The following is a 20,339-nucleotide window of genomic DNA, read 5'->3' as shown; positions in this document are numbered from 1 at the left end:
GTGGAGCGCGCGATGCCGCGCGCGTCGATTCGATCATACCGTGTGGGGTATGACATCACGATCGTTGGTCGTTACGTGGACCGCCCGCGCCAAAATCGGGCGCGCGCCGCTCGCGCAACGAGCTCAGGCCTTCGCGCACGTCGGGTCCCGCGAAGCCCATGAATTCCAGCGCGAGCGACGTATCGAACGCCGGCCCCGCCGTGCGCAGCCAGTTGTTCAACGCGTACTTGGTCCAGCGGATGGCGGTCTGCGAACCGTCGGCCAGCTTGCGCGCGACTTCGAACGCCTTCGGCAGCAGATCGCTTTCGTCGACGGCCAGCGACACGAGCCCGATGCGCTCCGCCTCCTCGCCGCTCACCGGCTCGCACAGCAGCAGGTAGTACTTCGCCTTCGCCATGCCGCACAGGAGCGGCCAGACGATCGCCGCATGATCGCCCGCGGCGACGCCGAGGCGCGTGTGTCCGTCGATGATGCGGGCCGTCTTCGCCGCGATCGAGATATCGGCGAGCAGCCCCGCGACGAGCCCCGCGCCGACCGCCGGCCCGTGCATCGCCGACACGATCGGCTTGCCGCAGTTGATCACGTTGTAGACGAGATCGCGCGCTTCGCGCCACACACGCGTGCGCACCTCGAAATCGTTCGCCATGTCCTCGACGAGCTGCAGATCGCCGCCGGCCGAAAAGCCTTTACCCTCGCCGCGAATGATCGCGACGCGCGTATCGGGATCGCGATCGATATCGCGCCAGATTTCCGCGAGCTCGTAATGCATGCGTGCGTTCGCGGTCGCGAGGCCGCTTTTATTCGCGCCCTCGCCGCTCATCACGACTTCGAGCACGCCATGCGGATGACGCTGCAAACGCAGCGACTGGTAGTGCGCGTAGTACGCGTCGTTCGGTTGCGATGGCTGAGGCATGGTGAGCAGTCCGGAGGAGATTCGTTCAGTCGCGCGCGCAACGCCGCGCCCCGTTCAATGCGGCTGATAAAGCCACTTACCATTGGTGATTTCGACCATCACGCGGGCGCGCTGATCGAGCCCGAGATGATCGGCCTCGCTCATGTTGACGACGCCATTGGTGTCCGCGAGACCGCGTGTTCCTTCGAGCGCCTCGCGCAGCGCGCGGCGAAACGGCGTCGTGCCGGGCGCGCCGGCTTTCAGCGCGAGCGGAATCGCATGCTCGAGCAACGCGCCCGCGTCCGACGTGTACGAACCGAATGCCGACACGCTGCCCGCCCCGTGCCGCGCCTCGAAGCGTGCGATGTAATCGCGGGCGAGACCCTTCGCCGGATGATCGGCCGGCAATTGCGCGGCGACCAGCACCGGGCTCGCGGGCAGGAAGGTGCCGTTGCAATCGGCGCCGCACACGCGCAGGAAGTCGTTATTGCCGACGCCGTGGTTGTGATAGATGACGCCCTTGTAGCCTCGCTGGCGCAGCGTTTTCGGCGGCAACGCGGCAGGCGTGCCGGCCGCGCCGACCACTACCGCGTCGGGGTGGGTCGCGAGAATCTTCAGCACCTGGCCGGTCACGCTCGGATCGGTGCGATTGAAACGTTGACGCAAGCCACGCGCGCTCGTGCGCGCTTCAACGGGCGACGCGCAAGCGCGCCGACGTCCAGCTGCGGAGAAGTCCAATCGCGGCATGCTGTCTTCCTCCTCACGTCGGGGTTTTAGTTGTGATGTTTGCCGCAGTGTAGCCGCGCGCGCAAGTGGCGGCATCGGGCGAAACCCTTTCGCGCGTGCCGCCCGCGTCACAGCATTGCCGCGTGAGCGCCGCGCTTCATTCGAGCGGCGCGATGCTCTGCTCGATCGCACCGAAAATCGACTTGCCCGCATCGTCGAACATTTCGATCCTCACGGTGTCGCCGTATTTCATGAACTCCGTTTGCGGCGCGCCGTGCTCGATCGTTTCGAGGCAGCGCTTCTCGGCGATACAGCAGTAGCCGCGTTTCGCGTCCTTGTTCGACACCGTGCCCGAACCGACGATGGCACCAGCACGCAGATTGCGCGTTTTCGCGGCATGCGCGATCAGCTGACCGAAGTGAAACACCATATCGGTGCCCGCGTCGGGCTGGCCGACCTTCCTGCCGTTCCAGTGGACGATCATCGGCCGATGCACGCGGCCTTCGCGCCAGTGTTCGCCGAGCTCGTCGGGCGTCACGGCGACCGGCGCGAATGAGGTGGCCGGCTTGCTCTGGAAAAAGCCGAAGCCCTTCGCGAGTTCGGCGGGGATCAGGTTGCGCAGCGACACGTCGTTGACGAGCGTGACCAGCCGCACGCCGCGCAGGGCCTGCTCGGGCGTCGCGCCCATCCGCACATCGCCGGTGACGACCGCGACTTCGGCCTCGAAGTCGATGCCGTACTCTTCCGATGCGCACGCCACGTCGTCGCGCGGGCCGATGAAGTCGTCGCTACCGCCCTGGTACATCAGCGGGTCGGTCCAGAATTCAGGCGGCATTTGCGCGCCGCGCGCGCGCCGCACGAGCTCGACGTGGTTCACGTACGACGAGCCGTCGGCCCACTGGAACGCGCGCGGCAGCGGCGCCATGCACTCTTTGGCGTCGAATGAAAAGCTGTTGCGCGCACGGCCCTGGTTCAGCGCATCGTAAAGGTCGTGCAGTTGCGGCGCGTAGAAGGCCCAGTCGTCTAGCACGCGCTGCAGCGTGGGCGCGATCGCGTCGGCGATGGCCGCCGTGTGCAGGTCGCGGGACACGACGATCAGTTGACCGTCGCGCGTGCCGTCCTTCAGCGAGGCAAGTTTCATAGAGCTGTGAACCGTGTATTAGTGACGATGGAAGGAATGTATTCTACGATGGTGAATCGGCGCGGCCCAATATCTGCGTGTTCGTCGTCGTGTCACCGTAGCCGTCTCCATTACGATCACCGAACGCGCTGCCCGCGCCTTTTGCACATGTCCGCCAACGCCCGCTCCGGCACGATCCGCACCCGCACCGACCCCGCGTCCGCCGACGATCTGCTCGATCCCGCCCATGCAACCGACGCCACCGGCGCCGATGACGAACCCGGCGAACCCGGCGAAGAAAAACTGCGCTCGGGCATCCAGTCGATCGAGGTCGGTTTCAGGCTGCTCGACGTGCTGACCCACGAGCCGCGCGCGATGATGCTGCGCGATCTCGCGCAGCGCGCGGGCATGAGTCCGGCGAAGGCGCATCGCTATCTGGTCAGCTTTCTGCGTCTGGGCGTGGTCGCGCAGGACCCGCTGTCGGGCCGCTACGAACTCGGCGGCTTCGCTTTGCAGCTGGGGCTCGCGCGGCTCGCTCGCGTCGACGGTGTGAAGCTCGCGCGCATCGCGCTCGCCGAACTGCGCGACCGGCTCGACCTGACCGTCGGCATCGCGGTTTGGGGCAATCAGGGACCGACGATGGTGCACTGGATGGAGTCAAGCTATCCGGCCAAGGCGTCGCTGAAGCTCGGCGACGTGATGCCCTTGCTCAGTTCGGCGACCGGTCTGCTGTTCGCCGCCTACCTGCCGTCCGGCAAGACCGCCGTGATGCTCGAGCGCGAGCTGACCGACTCGCGGCGCTCGTCGTATAGCGGCGCGCCACGCACCCGCGAAGAGGTCGACAAGGTGCTCGCCGAGGTGCGCGAGCACGAGGCTGCGCGCGTCGAAGGCATGCTGCTGCCGACGATCCACGCGTTTTCGTTGCCGGTGTTCGATTCGACCGGCGAACTCGCGCTCGGTCTCGTCGCGCTCGGCCATGAAGGGGCGTTCGATATCCGCTGGGGCGGCGAGATCGATACCGCGCTGCGCGAATGCGCGCGCAAGCTGTCGTACGAACTCGGCTATAGCGCGACGCCGCGTGGTGACAACGGTTGATACGCACCGTATCCTTTCACGCTCTCACCGATTCAAGCGCCGATGGATTTTGCTTCCGCCAACCGCCGTCATGATCGCCTGCCCGCTTTTGGTAGCGGACCGGGACGCGGCGCGCGCGCGTGGCGCTGGATCGCCGTCCTCGCGGCCGTCGCGGTTGTGCACTGGATCGCGGCGCAATGGTTCGAGCGCAATCGCGTGGATCTGAATCCGGCGAATCGCGAGCATGTGCCGGTGCAGGTCGTGCTGCTGACGCCCGAAAGGGTCGAGCGTCAACCCGCGCGACAGCCCGCCGTGCCGGCACCGCATCCGCCCTCGCCAGCACGCAAGCCCGCGGCGAGGCCGCCGCGCGAGCAGCATGTGATGACCGCGTTGCAACCGGCCAAACCGAACGAGCCCGCGGCCACGCCGGCATCGGAAGTGGCGGCTAGCGCGCCACCCGCCACCGCGAACGCGAATGCATCGGCCCATGCGAATGCCAGTGGCGCCGTCGCGAGCGCCCCTGCCGCGGCCAGCGCGCCGCAAGCGTCGCAGGGAGTGAAGTTTTCGGTACCGCCGTCGGCCGAACTCGACTACGACACGTTCTACAACGGCGTGCGCAACGCGCCCGGCACGATCCATTGGGCGAGCGACGGGCAGGGCTACGAAATGGTCGTATCAGTGCCGCTGCCGTTCGTCGGTCCGTTCGTGTTTTCGAGCCACGGCGGCATCGATGCCTTTGGCCTCGCGCCGGCGCAGTACAGCGAAAAGCGTGGCCGTCGCGCCGAAGACATCGCGATCTTCAATCGCAACGACAAGAAGGTTGGCTTTACGCGCACGCCCGCCTCGTTGCCGTTGCCCGACGGCGCGCAGGATCGCTTCAGTGTCGTGATGCAGCTCGCGAGCCTCGTGCGCGGCGATCCTGATGCCTATAAGCCTGGCGTGACGCGACAGTTTTTCGTCGTCGATACCGATAGCGGGGAGAACTGGCCGATCGAGACGATCGGCGACGAAACGATCCGCGCCGCGCAAGGCTATCTGCAGACGCGTCACTTCAAACGTCTGCCGCGCCACGATGGCGACCAGCGCCGCGTCGATGTGTGGCTCGCCCCGTCCCTTGGCTGGCTGCCGGCGCGCATACTGCAGACGGAGCCGAACGGTACCCAGTTCGAACTGGTGTGGCGCGGCAAGCTGAATGTCGATGGCACGTCGCCGGATGACCGCGGCAATGGTGGCGCGCCGGCCACGCCTGCTGCACCCGCAGCCCCCGCTGCCACGGGCCCTGCAACGCCGGCGCCGGCCGACGCATCGGCAGTAACACCCGAGGCCGCCCCAGCTGCACCGGTCGATTCGACCGCTCCGACCATCATCAAACCGTGACACTTTTCGTGACACAGTGTCACGAGCAGATCCGCACGAGATCGGCGAAACTTCCTTTGCAACGCTGACTCGCAAGTCAATGGAGCCCCGTTCGCGCGAACGAGGCGACCCACCGCGCTTTTTCACTGCGTTTCCTTCAAAGGAGTCCGCATGCAAGTGAACATCAACGGTATCGACACACGCTACGTGCTGAGCAACGAAGGCGGCGGCCCGTGGCTCACGTTCATCCATCAGTTGGGCGGCGATCTTTCCATCTGGGATCAGATGGCAGGCTATTTCCGCGACGATTACACGGTGCTGCGCTACGACGTGCGCGGCCACGGCCACAGCGCGGCTGCGCGCGAGCCGTTCGCCATGCGCGATCTGGCCGACGATCTCGCCAAACTGCTCGATGCCCTCGGCGCGCGGACGACGCACCTGGTCGGCCTGTCGCTCGGCGGCATGATTGCGCAGCAGTTCGCGCTCGACCATCCATCGCGCATCGACACGCTGACGATTGCCGACAGCACCGGCGGCACTCCGCCCGAGAACCGTGAGTTGTGGAATCAGCGCGCCCACACCGCGCGCAGCGACGGCATGGAGGCGCTGTTACCGTCGACGATCGCGCGTTGGCTCACGCCCGACTTTCAGGCCGGCCATCCCGAAGCGGTCGAGCCGATCCGTGAGACATTTGCGCGCACCTCGCCGGAAGGTTTTGCGATGGCCTGCGAGGCACTGCGCGATTTCGACCTTCGCGGCCAGCACGGCGCAATCCGCTCGCCGACGCTGACGGTGGCCGGACGTCACGACACTGGCACGCCCCCTGCTGCTACGCAGGCAATAGCGGAGGCGATCGAGGGCGCCCGCTTCGAGTTGCTGGACGCCGCGCATCTCGCGCCAATCGAGCAATCACAGCGTTTCGCCGCCTTGCTTGAATCGTTTCTGGAGCGGCGAGTCTAACCGTCAGGTCCGGAGTTTTTACTTGCGTCGTCCGGACCCACCCCTTGAATTCCATCCCACATGCTCCACCTACGGTCCAGAAAAGGGCAGGAGCCCAACGGAAATAAGGAGTGTCGCCATGCAAATGATCTATAACAGCCCTAACTACTGTGTCGTCGAGTTTCCTCCGCAGGAAGGTCTGCTTGCCATGAAGTCGGGCGGCTACGAGATTGTCGACAAGAACATGCAGCGCGAAATCTACATCGACGGGGCATTGGCGGCGCGTTTTCGCGAGCATGTGCAAAAGCTGATCGAAGGCGAGCCGACGCTCGACGAGGTTGATGAATTCCTCGGTCAATTCGACAGTCTGATGCATCAACCGGTGGTTCTGCATTGACCGGAGGGGTTCAGCTGGCGCTCTGGCGACATCGATCGACCGCACCGCGCGGCTTTGCCGGCGGGTTCCATCAAGCGGTCGGCGGCAGCGAAACGGCCCGGCAGGCTTTGGCTTGCCGGGCCGTTTTTTATTGCCTCGTTGGTTAGCGCGTTTCTGAATTCCCGGCGCGGCGCGTTCGTATCGGTCGATTTTGCCGGCCGCGCCTCGCACTCTCCTCCGCGCCGGGCGCATCCGCCCGGCTGCGGCTACAATGACAGGCTTTCCGCCAACGCCGGCGCAAGCCCTCGTCCGCCATGACCCAGCCTGCTCAATCCATCACGCCAGTCCGTTCGGAGCCCGCCTACACCCGCGGCGCAGCGCTGCCCGCGCTGCTGAACTCGCGCATCCTGATTCTGGACGGCGCGATGGGCACGATGATCCAGCGCTACAAGCTCGACGAAGCCAGCTATCGCGGCGAGCGCTTCAAGGACTACGCGCGCGACATCAAGGGCAACAACGAACTGCTGTCGATTACCCAGCCGCAGATCATCGCCGAGATTCACGAGCAGTATCTCGCGGCGGGCGCGGACATCATCGAGACCAACACGTTCGGCGCGACCACGGTCGCGCAGGCCGACTACGGCATGGAATCGCTCGCCGTCGAGATGAACATCGAATCGGCGAAGCTCGCGCGCGCCGCGTGCGACAAATACGCAACGCCGGACAAGCCGCGCTTCGTCGCCGGCGCGATCGGCCCGACGCCGAAAACCGCCAGCATTTCGCCGGACGTCAACGATCCGGGCGCGCGCAACGTGACCTTCGACGAACTGCGCGCCGCGTACTACGAGCAGGCGAAAGCGCTGCTCGACGGCGGCGCGGACCTGTTCCTCGTCGAAACGATCTTCGACACGCTGAATGCGAAGGCCGCACTGTTCGCGCTCGACGAGCTGTTCGAAAACACCGGCGAGCGTCTGCCGATCATGATCTCGGGCACCGTCACCGATGCGTCGGGCCGCATTCTGTCGGGCCAGACCGTCGAGGCCTTCTGGAACTCGTTGCGTCACGCGAAGCCGCTCACGTTCGGCCTGAACTGCGCGCTCGGCGCGGCGCTGATGCGTCCGTACATCGCCGAGCTCGCGAAGCTGTGCGACACCTACGTGTCGTGCTATCCGAACGCCGGCCTGCCGAACCCGATGAGCGACACCGGCTTCGACGAATTGCCCGCGGATACCTCTGGCCTGCTGAAGGAATTCGCCGAAGCGGGGCTCGTGAACATCGCGGGCGGCTGCTGCGGCACGACGCCCGAGCACATCGCGGCGATCGCGAAGGCGCTCGCCGAGCTGAAGCCGCGCAAGTGGCCGAGCCAGTATCGCGACGCGGCCTGAGCCCGCCTGAAACACTTCGCCCCGACGTCCTGCACGTCCTGCACGTCCCTTAACGCACGCACCCGACTCGCACACACGCCATGACCGATCACACCATGCGCCTTGCCGGCCTCGAGCCGTTCAACGTCACGTCCGGGACGCTCTTCATCAACGTTGGCGAACGCACCAATGTGACCGGCTCGAAAGCGTTCGCGCGAATGATCCTGAACAATCAGTTCGACGAAGCATTGGCCGTCGCGCGCCATCAGGTCGAGAACGGCGCGCAGGTAATCGACATCAACATGGACGAGGCGATGCTCGATTCGAAAGCGGCAATGGTCCGCTTCATGAATCTGATCGCGTCGGAGCCGGACATCGCGCGCGTGCCGATCATGATCGACTCGTCGAAATGGGACGTGATCGAGGCGGGTCTCAAGTGCGTGCAGGGCAAGGCGATCGTCAACTCGATCTCGCTGAAGGAAGGCAAGGAAGCGTTCGTTCATCATGCGAAGCTGATTCGCCGCTATGGCGCGGCTGCGGTCGTGATGGCGTTCGACGAACAGGGCCAGGCCGATACGTTCCAGCGCAAGACCGGGATTTGCAAGCGCTCGTACGACGTGCTCGTCAACGAAGTCGGCTTTCCGCCCGAGGACATCATCTTCGATCCGAACATCTTTGCGATCGCGACCGGCATCGAGGAACACAACAACTATGCGGTCGACTTCATCGAGGCGACCCGCTGGATCAAGCAGAACCTGCCGTACGCGAAGGTGAGCGGCGGCGTGTCGAACGTGTCGTTCTCGTTCCGCGGGAATGATCCGGTGCGCGAGGCGATTCACACTGTGTTCCTCTATCACGCGATCCAGGCGGGGATGGACATGGGCATCGTCAACGCGGGCCAGCTCGGCGTGTATGCCGAACTCGATCCCGAACTGCGCGAGCTCGTCGAAGACGTCGTGCTGAATCGCCGTCAAGACGGTACCGACCGCCTGCTCGAAATCGCCGACAAGTTCAAAAGCGGCGCCGCGAAGAAGGAAGAGAACCTCGAGTGGCGCAAGCAGCCGGTCGAGAAGCGTCTCGCGCATGCGCTCGTGAGCGGCATCACCACGTTCATCGTCGAAGACACCGAGGAAGTGCGCGCGAAGATCGCCGCTGCAGGCGGCCGCCCGATCAACGTGATCGAAGGTCCGCTGATGGACGGCATGAACATCGTCGGCGACCTGTTCGGCCAGGGCAAGATGTTCCTGCCGCAGGTCGTGAAGTCGGCGCGCGTAATGAAGCAGGCGGTCGCGCATCTGATCCCGTTCATCGAGGAAGAAAAGCGCCGGCTCGCGGCGGCCGGCGGCGACGTGCGCGCCAAGGGCAAGATCGTCATCGCGACCGTGAAGGGCGACGTGCACGACATCGGCAAGAACATCGTGTCGGTCGTGCTCCAGTGCAACAACTTCGAAGTGGTCAACATGGGCGTGATGGTCCCGTGCAGCGAGATCCTCGCGAAGGCGAAGGTCGAGGGCGCGGACATCATCGGGCTGTCGGGCCTGATTACGCCGAGTCTCGAAGAAATGGCCTACGTCGCATCGGAAATGCAGCGCGACGACTACTTCCGCGTCAAGAAGATTCCGCTCCTGATCGGCGGCGCGACGACCTCGCGTGTGCACACGGCGGTGAAGATCTCTCCGCACTACGACGGGCCGGTGGTCTACGTCCCGGACGCGTCGCGCTCGGTATCGGTCGCCTCGAGCCTGCTGTCCGACGAGGGCGCCGCGAAGTACATCGACGAACTGAACGCCGACTACAACCGCATCCGCGATCAGCATGCGAACAAAAAAGCACAGCCGATGGTCACGCTCGCGCAAGCGCGCGCCAATAAGACGAAGATCGACTGGGCAGGCTATCAGCCGGTCAAGCCGAAGTTCATCGGCCGGCGCGTGTTCAAGAACTTCGATCTGAACGAGCTCGCGAACTATATCGACTGGGGTCCGTTCTTCCAGACGTGGGATCTCGCCGGCCCCTATCCGGCGATTCTCAATGACGAGATCGTCGGCGAATCGGCGCGGCGCGTGTTCTCCGACGGCAAGTCGATGCTCGCGCGCCTGATTCAGGGCCGCTGGCTGCAGGCCAACGGCGTGATCACGCTGTTGCCGGCCAACACGGTGAATGACGACGACATCGAAATCTACACGAACGAATCGCGCACCGAAGTCGCGCTGACGTGGCGCAATCTGCGTCAACAGAGCGTGCGGCCGGTGGTCGACGGGGTGATGCGGCCGAACCGCTCGCTGGCCGACTTCATCGCGCCGAAGGACTCGGGCGTCGCCGACTACATCGGCATGTTCGCGGTGACGGCGGGTCTTGGCGTCGACGTGAAGGAGAGGCAGTTCGAGAAGGATCTCGACGACTACAGCGCGATCATGCTGAAGGCGCTCGCGGACCGGCTCGCCGAAGCATTCGCCGAAGCGTTGCACGCGCGCGTGCGGCGCGACCTGTGGGGCTACGCGAACAGCGAAAACCTCTCCAGCGAGGAGCTGATCGCCGAAAAATACCGCGGCATCCGCCCGGCGCCAGGCTATCCGGCCTGCCCCGACCACCTCGTCAAGCGCGACATGTTCGACGTGCTGCAGGCGAACGAAATCAACATGAGCGTGACCGAATCGCTGGCGATGCTGCCGGCGGCGAGCGTGTCGGGCTTCTACCTCGCGCATCCGGACAGCACCTATTTCTCGGTCGGCAAGATCGGCGCGGACCAGCTCGACGACTACGCGCAGCGGATGTCGCTCACGAAAGCGGACGCCGAGCGCGCGTTGGCGCCGTTGCTTTGAGCGTGAAGCGATACATGGCCGGGCCGTGCGGCCCGAGCCGCGCGTGCGCGACTATATCGAGTCCGAAAGACAGAATATTTGGCGCCACGGCAATTTCGGCTTTGTAGACTGAGTCGGCTTTCATCCCGTCAGGCGCGAGCACAACGCGCCGGCTCACCGAAATTGCAACCGTCAACGGAGAAAAATCGTATGAAGAAGCTGACACTGTTATTGACCGCTGTTTCGCTGGCCGCGGGCGCTTCCGTGGCGCTCGCACAACCCGCCGCGCCGGGCGGATCGAGCGCGGTCAGCTCCTACTCGCCCCCCACCGAGGCGCATGTCAAAAAGGCGAAGAAGCAAAAGATGAAGAAAGGCGCGGCAGCGTCGGCGGCCCCCGCGAGCCAGTGAGCGGCGAGGCGGACAAGCCCTCTGAATGACAAAGAGCCCGCGTCAAGCGGGCTCCTTTCTTTGAGTGCGCCCCAAAAGCGCTTATGAAGGCCTTCCGAGACCGGGCCGCGGCGCTCGGGACCCAGCAGAAATCAAAGCCCCCAGACGATATCCGCGTTTTCCTTCTGCGCCGCGCGCAGCATGTCGAGGAACGGATACGCGCGCTGCGCGAGACCGGGCGGAATCTCGTGACGATCGCGGCCGTCTTCGCCCTCGTGGAAATGGCCCTCGTGCTCGGCGCGCTCCTGCTTGTCGGAGGTGATCGCCGCTTCGAGCTTCTCGATGGCCGGGCCCAGTTCGTCGTGAGTAATGACGCCCCGCTGCCCAAGGCGTTTGCCGACAATGCCGACCAGATACTGCGCCAGATTCTCCAGCATCATCACGTCCGGGTAGGCGTGGCACTTGAAAGTAATCAGCATGACTGTTCCCTTTTTCGTTATGTCGGGTTAACGCATGAGCGTCCCAAGGGCAGCAACAGCGCGCGCCTGACGTGGCGCCGGCAAGGCGCGGCGGCCCCAGCCCCTCGTGGGCAACTCATTGAACATATTAGCACCTGCTAAAATCCGTCTGAACGGAAAAGCGCGCCGCCCAGCGCCACGTATGGCAAGGCTCGACGAGCATCGCACACGTGGGCCAAGCGGGGGCGTCGAACCATCGGCCGCGATCCGCATGCCGCGCGAGCCTGCGTGCCGGCGGGCCGCCGAGCGGAGTCCACCGCGTTGCGCTGCTTGCGTCTCGTCGCATCGCCTGGGGGACACTCTGCCGGCGGCGCCGCAAAGCGCTGCCGCGTTCAACGCTTGCGACACCGGCCTCGGCCGGCGCCTCTTCCGCCTTACCGGATTGCCTCACTGGACTCGCAACAAGCATGCTGCCCGCACACAAACACACACTCGAAACACTGCTCGCCGAGACGGTGAAGCAGGTCGCGACTGCCACCCAAGGCGCGACGGAAGCCGCCTTCGTCTCGCCCGCCATCGCGCTGGAGCGCCCGAAAGTCGCCGCGCACGGCGACGTCGCGTGCAACGTCGCGATGCAGCTCGCCAAGCCGCTGCGCGCCAATCCGCGCCAGCTCGCGCAACAGATCGTCGATGCGCTGCTCGTCAATCCGCAGGCCAAAGGCCTGATCGACACCGCCGAAGTGGCGGGCCCCGGCTTCATCAACCTGCGGCTCACGGCCGCCGCCAAGCAAGGCGTGATCGCCGCCGTGTTCGCCGAGAAGGACGCGTACGGCCGCTCACGGCGCGACGCCGGCAAGCACGTGCTGATCGAGTTCGTGTCGGCCAACCCCACCGGCCCGCTGCACGTCGGCCACGGCCGCCAGGCCGCGCTCGGCGATGCGCTCGCGAACGTGCTCGCGTCGCAGGGCTGGGACGTGCACCGCGAGTTCTACTACAACGACGCCGGCGTGCAGATCCACACGCTCGCCCTGTCGACCCAGGCACGCGCACGCGGCCTCGCCCCCGGCGACGAAGGCTGGCCCGCGTCGGCCTATAACGGCGAGTACATCGCCGACATCGCGAAAGACTATCTGAACGGCATCACGGTCGAGGCGAGCGACGGCGAGCCCGTCACCGGCGCGCGCGACGTTGAGGACCTCGAGGCGATCCGCCGCTTCGCCGTCACGTATCTGCGTCGCGAGCAGGACATGGACCTGCAGGCGTTCGGCGTGAAGTTCGACCAGTACTACCTGGAATCATCGCTATACACGGAAGGCCGCGTCGAGAAAACGGTCGACGCGCTGATCGCCGCGGGCAAGACCTACGAGCAGGAAGGTGCGCTGTGGCTGCGCACCACCGACGACGGCGACGACAAAGACCGCGTGATGCGCAAGACCGACGGCACCTACACGTACTTCGTGCCGGACGTCGCCTATCACGTCGCGAAGTGGGAGCGCGGCTTCACCAAGGTCATCAACGTGCAGGGCTCGGATCACCACGGCACGATCGCGCGTGTGCGCGCAGGTCTGCAGGGTCTTGGCATCGGCATTCCGAAGGGCTACCCCGACTACATCCTGCACAAGATGGTCACGGTCATGCGCAACGGCGAAGAGGTGAAGATCTCGAAGCGCGCGGGCAGCTACGTGACGGTGCGCGACCTGATCGAATGGTCGGGCGGCGCGACGCCGGGCTCGGAAGCGGCCGTCGATCTGATCGACGAGGAAACCATTCGCCGCGGCCGCGACGCGGTGCGCTTTTTCCTGATCTCGCGCAAGGCGGACACCGAGTTCGTGTTCGACATCGACCTCGCGCTGAAGCAGAACGACGAGAATCCGGTGCACTACGTGCAGTATGCGCACGCGCGCATCTGCTCGGTGATCGCCGAGTGCAACGCGCGCTACGGCCTCGACGAGAACGCGCTCGCAAGCGTGGATTTCGCGCCGCTCACGAGCGAGCGCTCGATGGCGCTGCTCAACAAGCTCGCCGAATTCCCGGACATGCTGCAGCACGCCGCCGACGAACTCGCGCCGCACGCGGTCGCCTTCTACTTGCGCGAACTCGCCGGCGAATTTCACTCGTTCTACAATGACCGTGCCGAGCGCGTGCTGGTCGACGATGCGGCCGAACGCAACGCTCGCGTCGCGCTGCTCGCGGCCACGCGCCAGGTGCTGGCCAACGGTCTCGCGACGATCGGCGTCTCCGCTCCCGTCAAGATGTAACTCCTCCAGCGTAATATGCGCGCGGCCGTCGTTATAATCGGCGGCCGTTCCTGGATTCTTTTTGCAGGTGATTCGTACGATGGCAAAACCACGCCGCACAACAAAGCAATCGAAGCAAACCGGGGGCACTTTTCTCGGCATCGTGCTGGGCCTGATCGTCGGCCTGGCGATCGCGGTAGTGGTGGCGCTGTATATCACCCGTGCACCTACGCCGTTCGTGTCGAAGGTCGCGCCGCCAGCGGCGACCGACAACGGTGCGAGCCAGCCGCAATACGATCCGAACCGTCCGCTGCAAGGCAAGACGCCGGGCCAGCCGGTGCCGCAGGCCGCGCAACCGGCTCCGCCGAACACCGCGCCGGGCCAGACCAACGCCCAGACCCAGTCGGGCATGCTCGAAGAACCGCAGATCGTCGAAGTGCCGCCGTCGGGCGGCAACGCGAATAACAACGGCACTGCGGTCGCGCCGAATCCCGCGCAAGAGAACGGCACCGGCGGCACCGGCGGCATCGTCGCGCCGGCGCCGGCGAAGAAGCCGCAGACCTCGAGCGCGCCGGCCGCCACGGCGGCAGGCTCCGCGCCTAAGAGCGCGACCACGCTCGCCAACGCCAAGCCGGGCTCGCCCGCCGCTCCGGCGCCGGGCGAGGCGAACACCGGCTATTTCCTGCAGGTCGGCGCGTACAAGACCGCCGCCGATGCCGAACAGCAGCGCGCGCGCCTCGGGTTCCAGGGGTTCGAATCGAAGGTCACGCAGCGCGATGCCGGCGGCGTCACGTACTACCGCGTGCGCATCGGGCCGTTCTCGAAGTTCGAGGACATGAATTCGAGTCGTCAGCGTCTGTCGGACGCCGGTGTCGATACCGCGGTGATCCGCTTCACCAAACAATAAATAAACGGTAATGCCGGCTCGCACGGCGCGTCGAACTATCGGCGCGGCGCGCGAGTCACAAGCACGATGGCCGCTTCGACCTGTATTGTGGCGGGCGGCCACACCGAATCCGACCAGCGGCGACGGGCCCTTCGCATGGCGTCGCCGCGCTACCGCCTTATCTGGGTCTACACAACATGAAAAAGCTGCTGAGTATCCTGTTTCTCTCGCTAGGCCTGATCGCGGCCAGCGCGCATGCGTCGCCGACCGCGCCGGTTGCCGGCAAGGACTACACCGTGCTGGCCTCGCCGCAACCGACCGACGTGCCGGCCGGCAAGATCGAAGTCATCGAATTCTTCTGGTACGGCTGCCCGCATTGCAATGAATTCGACCCGTTCCTCGAAGCCTGGGTCAAGAAGCAGGGCCCGGACGTCGTGTTCCGCCGCGTGCCGGTCGCCTTCCGCGACGACTTCATCCCGCACTCGAAGATGTACCACGCGCTCGACGCGCTCGGCGTCGCGAACGAACTGACGCCGAAGGTGTTCAACGAAATCCATGTCAACAAGAACTATCTGCTGACGCCGGAAGACCAGAGCAAATACCTCGCGACGCTCGGCGTCGATCCGAAGAAGTACATGGAAGCGTACAACTCGTTCTCGACGCAAAGCGCGCTGCAGAAGGACAAGAAGCTGCTCGACGACTACAAGATCGACGGCGTGCCGACGCTCGCCGTGCAGGGCAAGTATGAAACCGGCCCGGCCGCGACCGGCACCCTGCCGGGCACGATCCAGGTGCTCGACTACCTCGTCTCGCAAGTCCGCGCCAAGAAGATGTAATCACGAGGCGCCGGTATGAGCTCTTCGCTGAAGGTTTTCATTACCGGCGCTTCGAGCGGCATCGGCCTCGCGCTCGCCGGCGAATACGCACGGCGCGGCGCGATTCTCGGCCTCGTCGCCCGCCGCGGCGACGCGCTCGCCGCGTTCCAGCGGTCCCATCCCCAGAACACCGTCTCGATCTATGCAGTCGACGTGCGCGACGCGGAAGCGCTCGCCGATGCGGCCGCGCGCTTCATCGCCGCGCACGGCCTGCCGGACGTCGTGATCGCCAACGCCGGCATCAGCCGCGGCGCGCTGACGGGTCACGGCGATCTGCGCACGTTCCGCGAGGTGATGGACATCAATTACTTCGGCATGGTCGCGACGTTCGAGCCATTTGCCGCCGCGATGGCCGCATCGAAGCGCGGCACGCTGGTCGGCATTGCGAGCGTCGCGGGCGTGCGCGGCTTGCCCGGTTCGGGCGCGTACAGCGCATCGAAATCGGCGGCCCTGAAGTATCTCGAGGCGTTGCGCGTCGAGATGCGGCCGTTCGGCGTCGGGGTCGTCACGATCGCGCCCGGCTATATCCGCACGCCGATGACCGAGCACAATCCGTACAACATGCCGTTCCTGATGGACTCCGACCTTTTCGCGGCGAAGGTCGCGCGAGCGGTCGAACGGCAGACGTCGTTCGGGGTGTTTCCGTGGCAGATGCGCGTGGCCGCGATGCTGCTGCATGTGCTGCCGCGCTGGCTCTACGACCGCGTGTTCGAACGCGCGCCGCGCAAGCCGCGCGCCGCCACCGAGTAAGCCATGCAGTCCCGTGCGGTCGATGCAGCCGGCGTCGCGCACGAATCCGCGGGCACCGACGCGCGCATCGTGTCGCTGGTGCCGAGCCTCACCGAAACGCTTTTCGCGCTCGGCCTCGAACGGCAGATCGTCGGGCGCACCGGCTTTTGCGTGCATCCGCGCGACAAGGTCCGGGCGGTGCCGAAGGTCGGCGGCACGAAGGCCGTCAAACTGGACGCGATCCGCGCGCTGCGCCCCACCCATCTGATCGTCAATCTCGACGAGAACGAACGCGACACCGTCGAGCAACTGCGCGCGTTCGTGCCGCACATCGTCGTCACCCATCCGCAGACGCCGCACGACAACCTCGCGCTGTTCGCGCTGCTCGGCGCGATCTTCGGGCGTGAAGAAGAAGCGCGGCGCTTGAGCAACTCGCTCGAAGCGCGTCTGCGCGAAGCCGGCGCTCACGCCTTCGCCGCGCAGAGCGTGCTGTACCTGATCTGGCGCGAACCGTGGATGAGCGTCGCACGCGACACCTATATCGCCGCGATGCTGCGCCTCGTGAACTGGCATACGCTGCCCGACGTGCGCGGCGGCAGCGCGGGCGCCGCGCGTTACCCCACGCTCGACTTCGATGACGCGCCGTGGCTCGCGCAGGTCGAGCGCGTGCTGCTGTCGAGCGAGCCGTACCGCTTCACGGCCGCGCATCGCGATGCGCTCGCGCGCGATCCGCGTCTCACCGGCAAGCGCATCGATCTGATCGATGGGGAAATGACGTCGTGGTACGGCGTGCGCGCAATAAGTGGCATCGGCTACCTGCTGCGTCAGGCCGCCGCAGCCTGAGGCGGCAGCATGGCCGCGCCGCCCCCATATGGATATGTCGATTAAATTGTTGTCGCCAAAATGGCCCTTCGATAAGCTTTCGCGAAGGCGCGCCGCCGGCCAGGCCTCGAAGGCCTGGCGCCCAGGCCTCAGGCCGGGATCGCCCGACCTGTACGACGGCGCCGGGAACGTATCACAATCGTGGCGACGCGCGCGCCGGGACCGCTGACCTGCCCGCTCACGCATCGCCGCCATAAACACAACCAGACGCACTGCCTGACTGCGCTCGTTACCGGAGATCCTATGCGCTTCAAACTGCTCGCAGCCGCCATCCTGCTCACTGCGCCCGCGCTCGTGCTCGCCAAACCGTTGACCGTCTGTACCGAATCGAGCCCCGACGGCTTCGACGTCGTGCAGTTCAATTCGCTCGTCACGACGAATGCATCGGCCGACGTGATCTTCAACTCGCTGGTGTCGTTCGACGAAGCCGCGAAGAAGGTCGTGCCCGCGCTCGCCGACAAGTGGGAAGTGAGCCCCGACGGCCTGACGTACACGTTTCACCTGCGCCCCAACGTGCAGTTCCAAACCACCGACTACTTCAAGCCCACCCGCGCGCTCAATGCCGACGACGTGATCTTCACGTTCGACCGCATGCTCAACGACAGCAATCCGTGGCACAAGGTGGCGGGCGCGAGCGGCTTCCCGCATGCGCAATCGATGGGGCTGCCGAAGCTGATCAAGTCGATTACCAAGGTCGACGACAACACGGTCAAGTTCGAGCTGAACGAGCCGAACGCGACGTTCCTGTCGATCCTGACGATGGGCTTCGCGTCGATCTATTCGGCCGAGTACGCGGATCAGTTGCTGAAGGCCGGCCAGCAGGTCGATCTGAATGCGAAGCCGATCGGCACCGGCCCGTTCGTGCTGAAAAGCTATACGAAAGACGCGGTGATCCGTTATGACGCGAACCCGACCTACTGGGGACCGAAGCCGAAGATCGAGCGCCTGATCTACGCGATCACGCCGGACGCGACCGTGCGCGCGCAGAAGGTGAAGGCTGGCGAATGCCAGATCGCGCTGTCGCCGAAGCCGCAGGATCTCGCCGACGCGAAGAACGACAAGTCGCTCGCGATCGTGCAGACGCCCGCGTTCATGACAGCCTTCGTCGCGCTGAACACGCAGCAGAAGCCACTTGAAAACCAGAAGGTGCGCGCCGCGCTGAACATGGCGTTCGACCGCACGACATATCTGAAGACCGTGTTCGACAACACCGCGACGCCGGCCGTCAACCCGTTTCCGCCGAATACGTGGAGCTACAACCACTCGATCAAGGGCTGGCCGTACGACCCGGCGAAGGCGAAGAAGCTGCTCGCCGACGCGGGCTATCCGAACGGTTTTGAAACGACGATCTGGGTGCGTCCGAATGGCAGCGTGCTCAATCCCAATCCGAAGGCCGGTGCCGAACTCCTGCAGGCCGACTTCGCGAAGATCGGCGTGAAGGCGGAAGTCAAGGTGATCGAATGGGGCGAGCTGATCAAGGAGGCGAAGCAGGGTCAGCATGACACGCTGTTCATGGGCTGGGCCGGCGACAACGGCGATCCGGACAATTATCTGTCGCCGCTCTTCAGTTGCAACGCGGTGAAGTCGGGCATCAACTTCGCGCGCTTCTGCGATCAGGACCTCGACAAGCTGATCGCCGAGGGCAGAGCGACGTCCGATATCGCCAAGCGCACGAAAGCGTATGAAGCCGCGCAGCAGATCATCCACGACGAAGCGCTGTGGATTCCGCTCGGCTATCCGACCGCTGCCGCGATCACGCGCACGAACGTGAGCGGGTATCACGTGAGTCCGTTTGGTCGGCAGAATTTTGGGGCGGTGGTGGTGCAGTGATTTTGCGCTGCGGTTAGCGCAGGCGGCCCTGCAAGAAAGCCCGGTTTTTGAACCGGGCTTTTTTTATTCAACGCGCGAATTGGCTGGTTGCATCTGACACTGCGTAACCTTTTTTCGACGTGATCTCGGGCCTTCGCCCGCCAGACCGATTCCTAATGCAATTTTCCTCAGGCAAGAAGCTGATAATTGCTTGCAAAGTAGCCGCCCACACTTTGGCAGAAGGAATGGTTATGGCAATGCAAGCTCCAACGAGGACAGGATTTGAACGGTGGCAGGATGGCGTTAGCAAGGCTGTAAGCGATGCCTAATGGAATTCCTGGGACTGCGAGATCCAGATGGCAGTCCATGAGTACAACCGCCATCTTCGCGGCAATTCCGGGTACATTCCCTTGGACTGGCAGCTTATCAAGGCGATGTTGTGGGTCGAAACAGGTGCCCACGATCCTCAGTGGAACGCCAAGCCGATGCAAATCGGGGTTGCAGGCGATCCTGGATTAGCATCGCTGCTTTCACGCAAAGAAGGCGGTGATTTGATTGTGCCGTCAGCCTGGATAGGACGGCTGACAATGGCCTCTGTCAGAACGATACCGGCGTATAACATTCGTGCTGGTATTGGTTATTTGCTAATGCGCATGGCACATTTTAAGTACAGAAGCGTACTTGGTGCTGATCCTGAGGTTTACGAAATCGCCGTGAGGCCAGGAGATAGCCTCGACAAGATGGCGAGGGCTCAGGGCACCACGATCGACACGTTAAAAAAGCTGAATCCCACTGCCACTGTTTTGCGCCCCGGACAAGTGTTGAAGTACCGGAAAGGTTCAGTTCAAAACGCTGTTACAGGCTGGCGTCCCATGTCCGCGCCAGTGATAGCGGAGCGTTACAACGGAGGGGGCGACCCCAACTACGCCAGGAAGCTTGATTACGCTTTGTCAATGGTGCGCAAAGGAAAGGTAGCCCTATGCGCACAATGAAGCTGATCTGTTTCGGTTTGACCGCCTACCTGCCAACAATGGTCCTTGTGGCCTCAACTGCTCCCGTTGCAAGCGAACGGGCTCTGCGCGAAGAATGCAGCGCGTTCTCGCAAGCGGGAATGCGGGACTGTCTGGCAGAAAAAGCAGAGGCCAGTCAGAAGGCCCTCAGCCGAGCCGAGCAGAAGATGGCTGGCACCCTCTCCAAATGGGATGAAGACAACAAGTACGTCAACCAGGCCAAGGCAAAATTCGTCGCATCAAACAGGAAATTCGCCGAGTACCGTAAGACTCAATGCGAATTCGCAGCTTCGCTAAGTGGTGGTGGGGCCGGCAGTGCGCAGGAAGTGCGCCGTTTGGCTTGCGTTTCCGAACTCAACAACCGGCGAGCCCAACAACTACGCGACGCTGCCTCTGACTTGCCGTTAAAGTAGTTCGCACG

The 20,339-nt window shown here is 64.5% G+C and carries 17 protein-coding genes and 2 pseudogenes; 15 read left to right on the top strand and 4 right to left on the bottom strand.

The features are described from left to right. Positions 1–55: 55 nt before the first annotated feature. The 3 genes and pseudogenes from HWY30_RS03535 to HWY30_RS03525 all read right to left on the bottom strand — a co-directional run bounded on the left by HWY30_RS03535 (position 56) and on the right by HWY30_RS03525 (position 2,759). A complete protein-coding gene (locus HWY30_RS03535; RefSeq protein WP_090802811.1) occupies positions 56–913 on the bottom strand; it encodes an enoyl-CoA hydratase/isomerase family protein in 858 nt (285 codons plus the stop codon). A 54-nt stretch (positions 914–967) separates the two neighbouring features. After that, a pseudogene (locus HWY30_RS03530) lies at positions 968–1,552 on the bottom strand (ABC transporter substrate-binding protein); the annotation flags it as partial. A 223-nt stretch (positions 1,553–1,775) separates the two neighbouring features. Continuing rightward, positions 1,776–2,759, bottom strand: coding sequence for a fumarylacetoacetate hydrolase family protein (locus tag HWY30_RS03525; RefSeq protein ID WP_090802809.1), 984 nt, complete (start codon positions 2,757–2,759; stop codon positions 1,776–1,778). A 147-nt stretch (positions 2,760–2,906) separates the two neighbouring features. Between HWY30_RS03525 and HWY30_RS03520 the strand changes: the two genes are divergently transcribed. The 7 genes and pseudogenes from HWY30_RS03520 (at position 2,907) to HWY30_RS03490 (ending at position 11,053) form a co-directional block, all read left to right on the top strand. Further along, complete coding sequence (locus HWY30_RS03520) at positions 2,907–3,833, top strand: IclR family transcriptional regulator (RefSeq protein WP_090802807.1); 927 nt, start codon at positions 2,907–2,909, stop codon at positions 3,831–3,833. Positions 3,834–3,875: 42 nt separating this feature from the next. After that, entirely contained in the window at positions 3,876–5,189 is a 1,314-nt protein-coding gene (locus tag HWY30_RS03515) for a DUF3108 domain-containing protein (protein ID WP_090802805.1), read from the top strand. A 150-nt stretch (positions 5,190–5,339) separates the two neighbouring features. Then, positions 5,340–6,128 carry an alpha/beta fold hydrolase gene (locus tag HWY30_RS03510; protein ID WP_090802803.1) on the top strand — a complete coding sequence of 263 codons (789 nt, stop codon included), beginning with the start codon at positions 5,340–5,342 and terminating at the stop codon, positions 6,126–6,128. A gap of 118 nt (positions 6,129–6,246) precedes the next feature. Further along, positions 6,247–6,504 (top strand): BTH_I0359 family protein, encoded by a 258-nt coding sequence (locus HWY30_RS03505; protein WP_090802801.1) that lies wholly within the window; start codon positions 6,247–6,249, stop codon positions 6,502–6,504. A 293-nt stretch (positions 6,505–6,797) separates the two neighbouring features. Continuing rightward, positions 6,798–7,868 carry a homocysteine S-methyltransferase family protein gene (locus HWY30_RS03500; protein WP_090802800.1) on the top strand — a complete coding sequence of 357 codons (1,071 nt, stop codon included), beginning with the start codon at positions 6,798–6,800 and terminating at the stop codon, positions 7,866–7,868. A gap of 68 nt (positions 7,869–7,936) precedes the next feature. Beyond that, positions 7,937–10,666 (top strand): annotated as a pseudogene (gene metH, locus HWY30_RS03495) (methionine synthase); the annotation flags it as partial. A 189-nt stretch (positions 10,667–10,855) separates the two neighbouring features. Beyond that, a complete protein-coding gene (locus HWY30_RS03490; RefSeq protein WP_018419250.1) occupies positions 10,856–11,053 on the top strand; it encodes a hypothetical protein in 198 nt (65 codons plus the stop codon). A 131-nt stretch (positions 11,054–11,184) separates the two neighbouring features. Here the strand turns inward: HWY30_RS03490 and HWY30_RS03485 are convergent, their stop codons facing one another. After that, complete coding sequence (locus HWY30_RS03485; protein WP_090802796.1) at positions 11,185–11,511, bottom strand: DUF1840 domain-containing protein; 327 nt, start codon at positions 11,509–11,511, stop codon at positions 11,185–11,187. Positions 11,512–11,957: 446 nt separating this feature from the next. On the opposite strand from HWY30_RS03485, the gene argS reads away from it, so the two are divergent. The 8 genes from argS to HWY30_RS03445 all read left to right on the top strand — a co-directional run bounded on the left by argS (position 11,958) and on the right by HWY30_RS03445 (position 20,331). Continuing rightward, positions 11,958–13,748 (top strand): arginine--tRNA ligase, encoded by a 1,791-nt coding sequence (gene argS / locus HWY30_RS03480; protein WP_090802794.1) that lies wholly within the window; start codon positions 11,958–11,960, stop codon positions 13,746–13,748. A 79-nt stretch (positions 13,749–13,827) separates the two neighbouring features. Next, a complete protein-coding gene (locus tag HWY30_RS03475) occupies positions 13,828–14,634 on the top strand; it encodes an SPOR domain-containing protein (protein WP_090802793.1) in 807 nt (268 codons plus the stop codon). A 176-nt stretch (positions 14,635–14,810) separates the two neighbouring features. Next, on the top strand, positions 14,811–15,449 hold the full coding sequence (locus HWY30_RS03470; protein ID WP_090802791.1) for a thiol:disulfide interchange protein DsbA/DsbL: 639 nt from the start codon (positions 14,811–14,813) through the stop codon (positions 15,447–15,449). Positions 15,450–15,464: 15 nt separating this feature from the next. After that, positions 15,465–16,238 carry an SDR family oxidoreductase gene (locus tag HWY30_RS03465; protein ID WP_090802789.1) on the top strand — a complete coding sequence of 258 codons (774 nt, stop codon included), beginning with the start codon at positions 15,465–15,467 and terminating at the stop codon, positions 16,236–16,238. A gap of 3 nt (positions 16,239–16,241) precedes the next feature. Further along, the gene (locus HWY30_RS03460) at positions 16,242–17,060 is read left to right on the top strand and encodes a helical backbone metal receptor (RefSeq protein ID WP_090802788.1); all 819 of its coding nucleotides are present in this window, start codon (positions 16,242–16,244) and stop codon (positions 17,058–17,060) included. Between the two features lie 282 nt (positions 17,061–17,342). Further along, entirely contained in the window at positions 17,343–18,929 is a 1,587-nt protein-coding gene (locus HWY30_RS03455) for an ABC transporter substrate-binding protein (protein WP_090805564.1), read from the top strand. A gap of 335 nt (positions 18,930–19,264) precedes the next feature. Beyond that, positions 19,265–19,900, top strand: a complete 636-nt coding sequence (locus tag HWY30_RS03450; RefSeq protein WP_341809923.1) for a LysM peptidoglycan-binding domain-containing protein — start codon at positions 19,265–19,267, stop codon at positions 19,898–19,900. Then, positions 19,888–20,331, top strand: a complete 444-nt coding sequence (locus tag HWY30_RS03445) for a lysozyme inhibitor LprI family protein (protein ID WP_090802786.1) — start codon at positions 19,888–19,890, stop codon at positions 20,329–20,331. Before HWY30_RS03450 ends, HWY30_RS03445 begins: the two co-directional genes overlap by 13 nt. The last annotated feature ends 8 nt before the right edge of the window (positions 20,332–20,339 follow it).

This window comes from Paraburkholderia tuberum STM678 (genome assembly GCF_902833905.1).
In the GTDB taxonomy this organism is placed as follows: Bacteria; Pseudomonadota; Gammaproteobacteria; order Burkholderiales; family Burkholderiaceae; genus Paraburkholderia; species Paraburkholderia tuberum.
The sequence above is the reverse complement of the archived record's forward strand: the minus strand, read 5'-3'. Positions and strand labels throughout refer to the sequence as shown.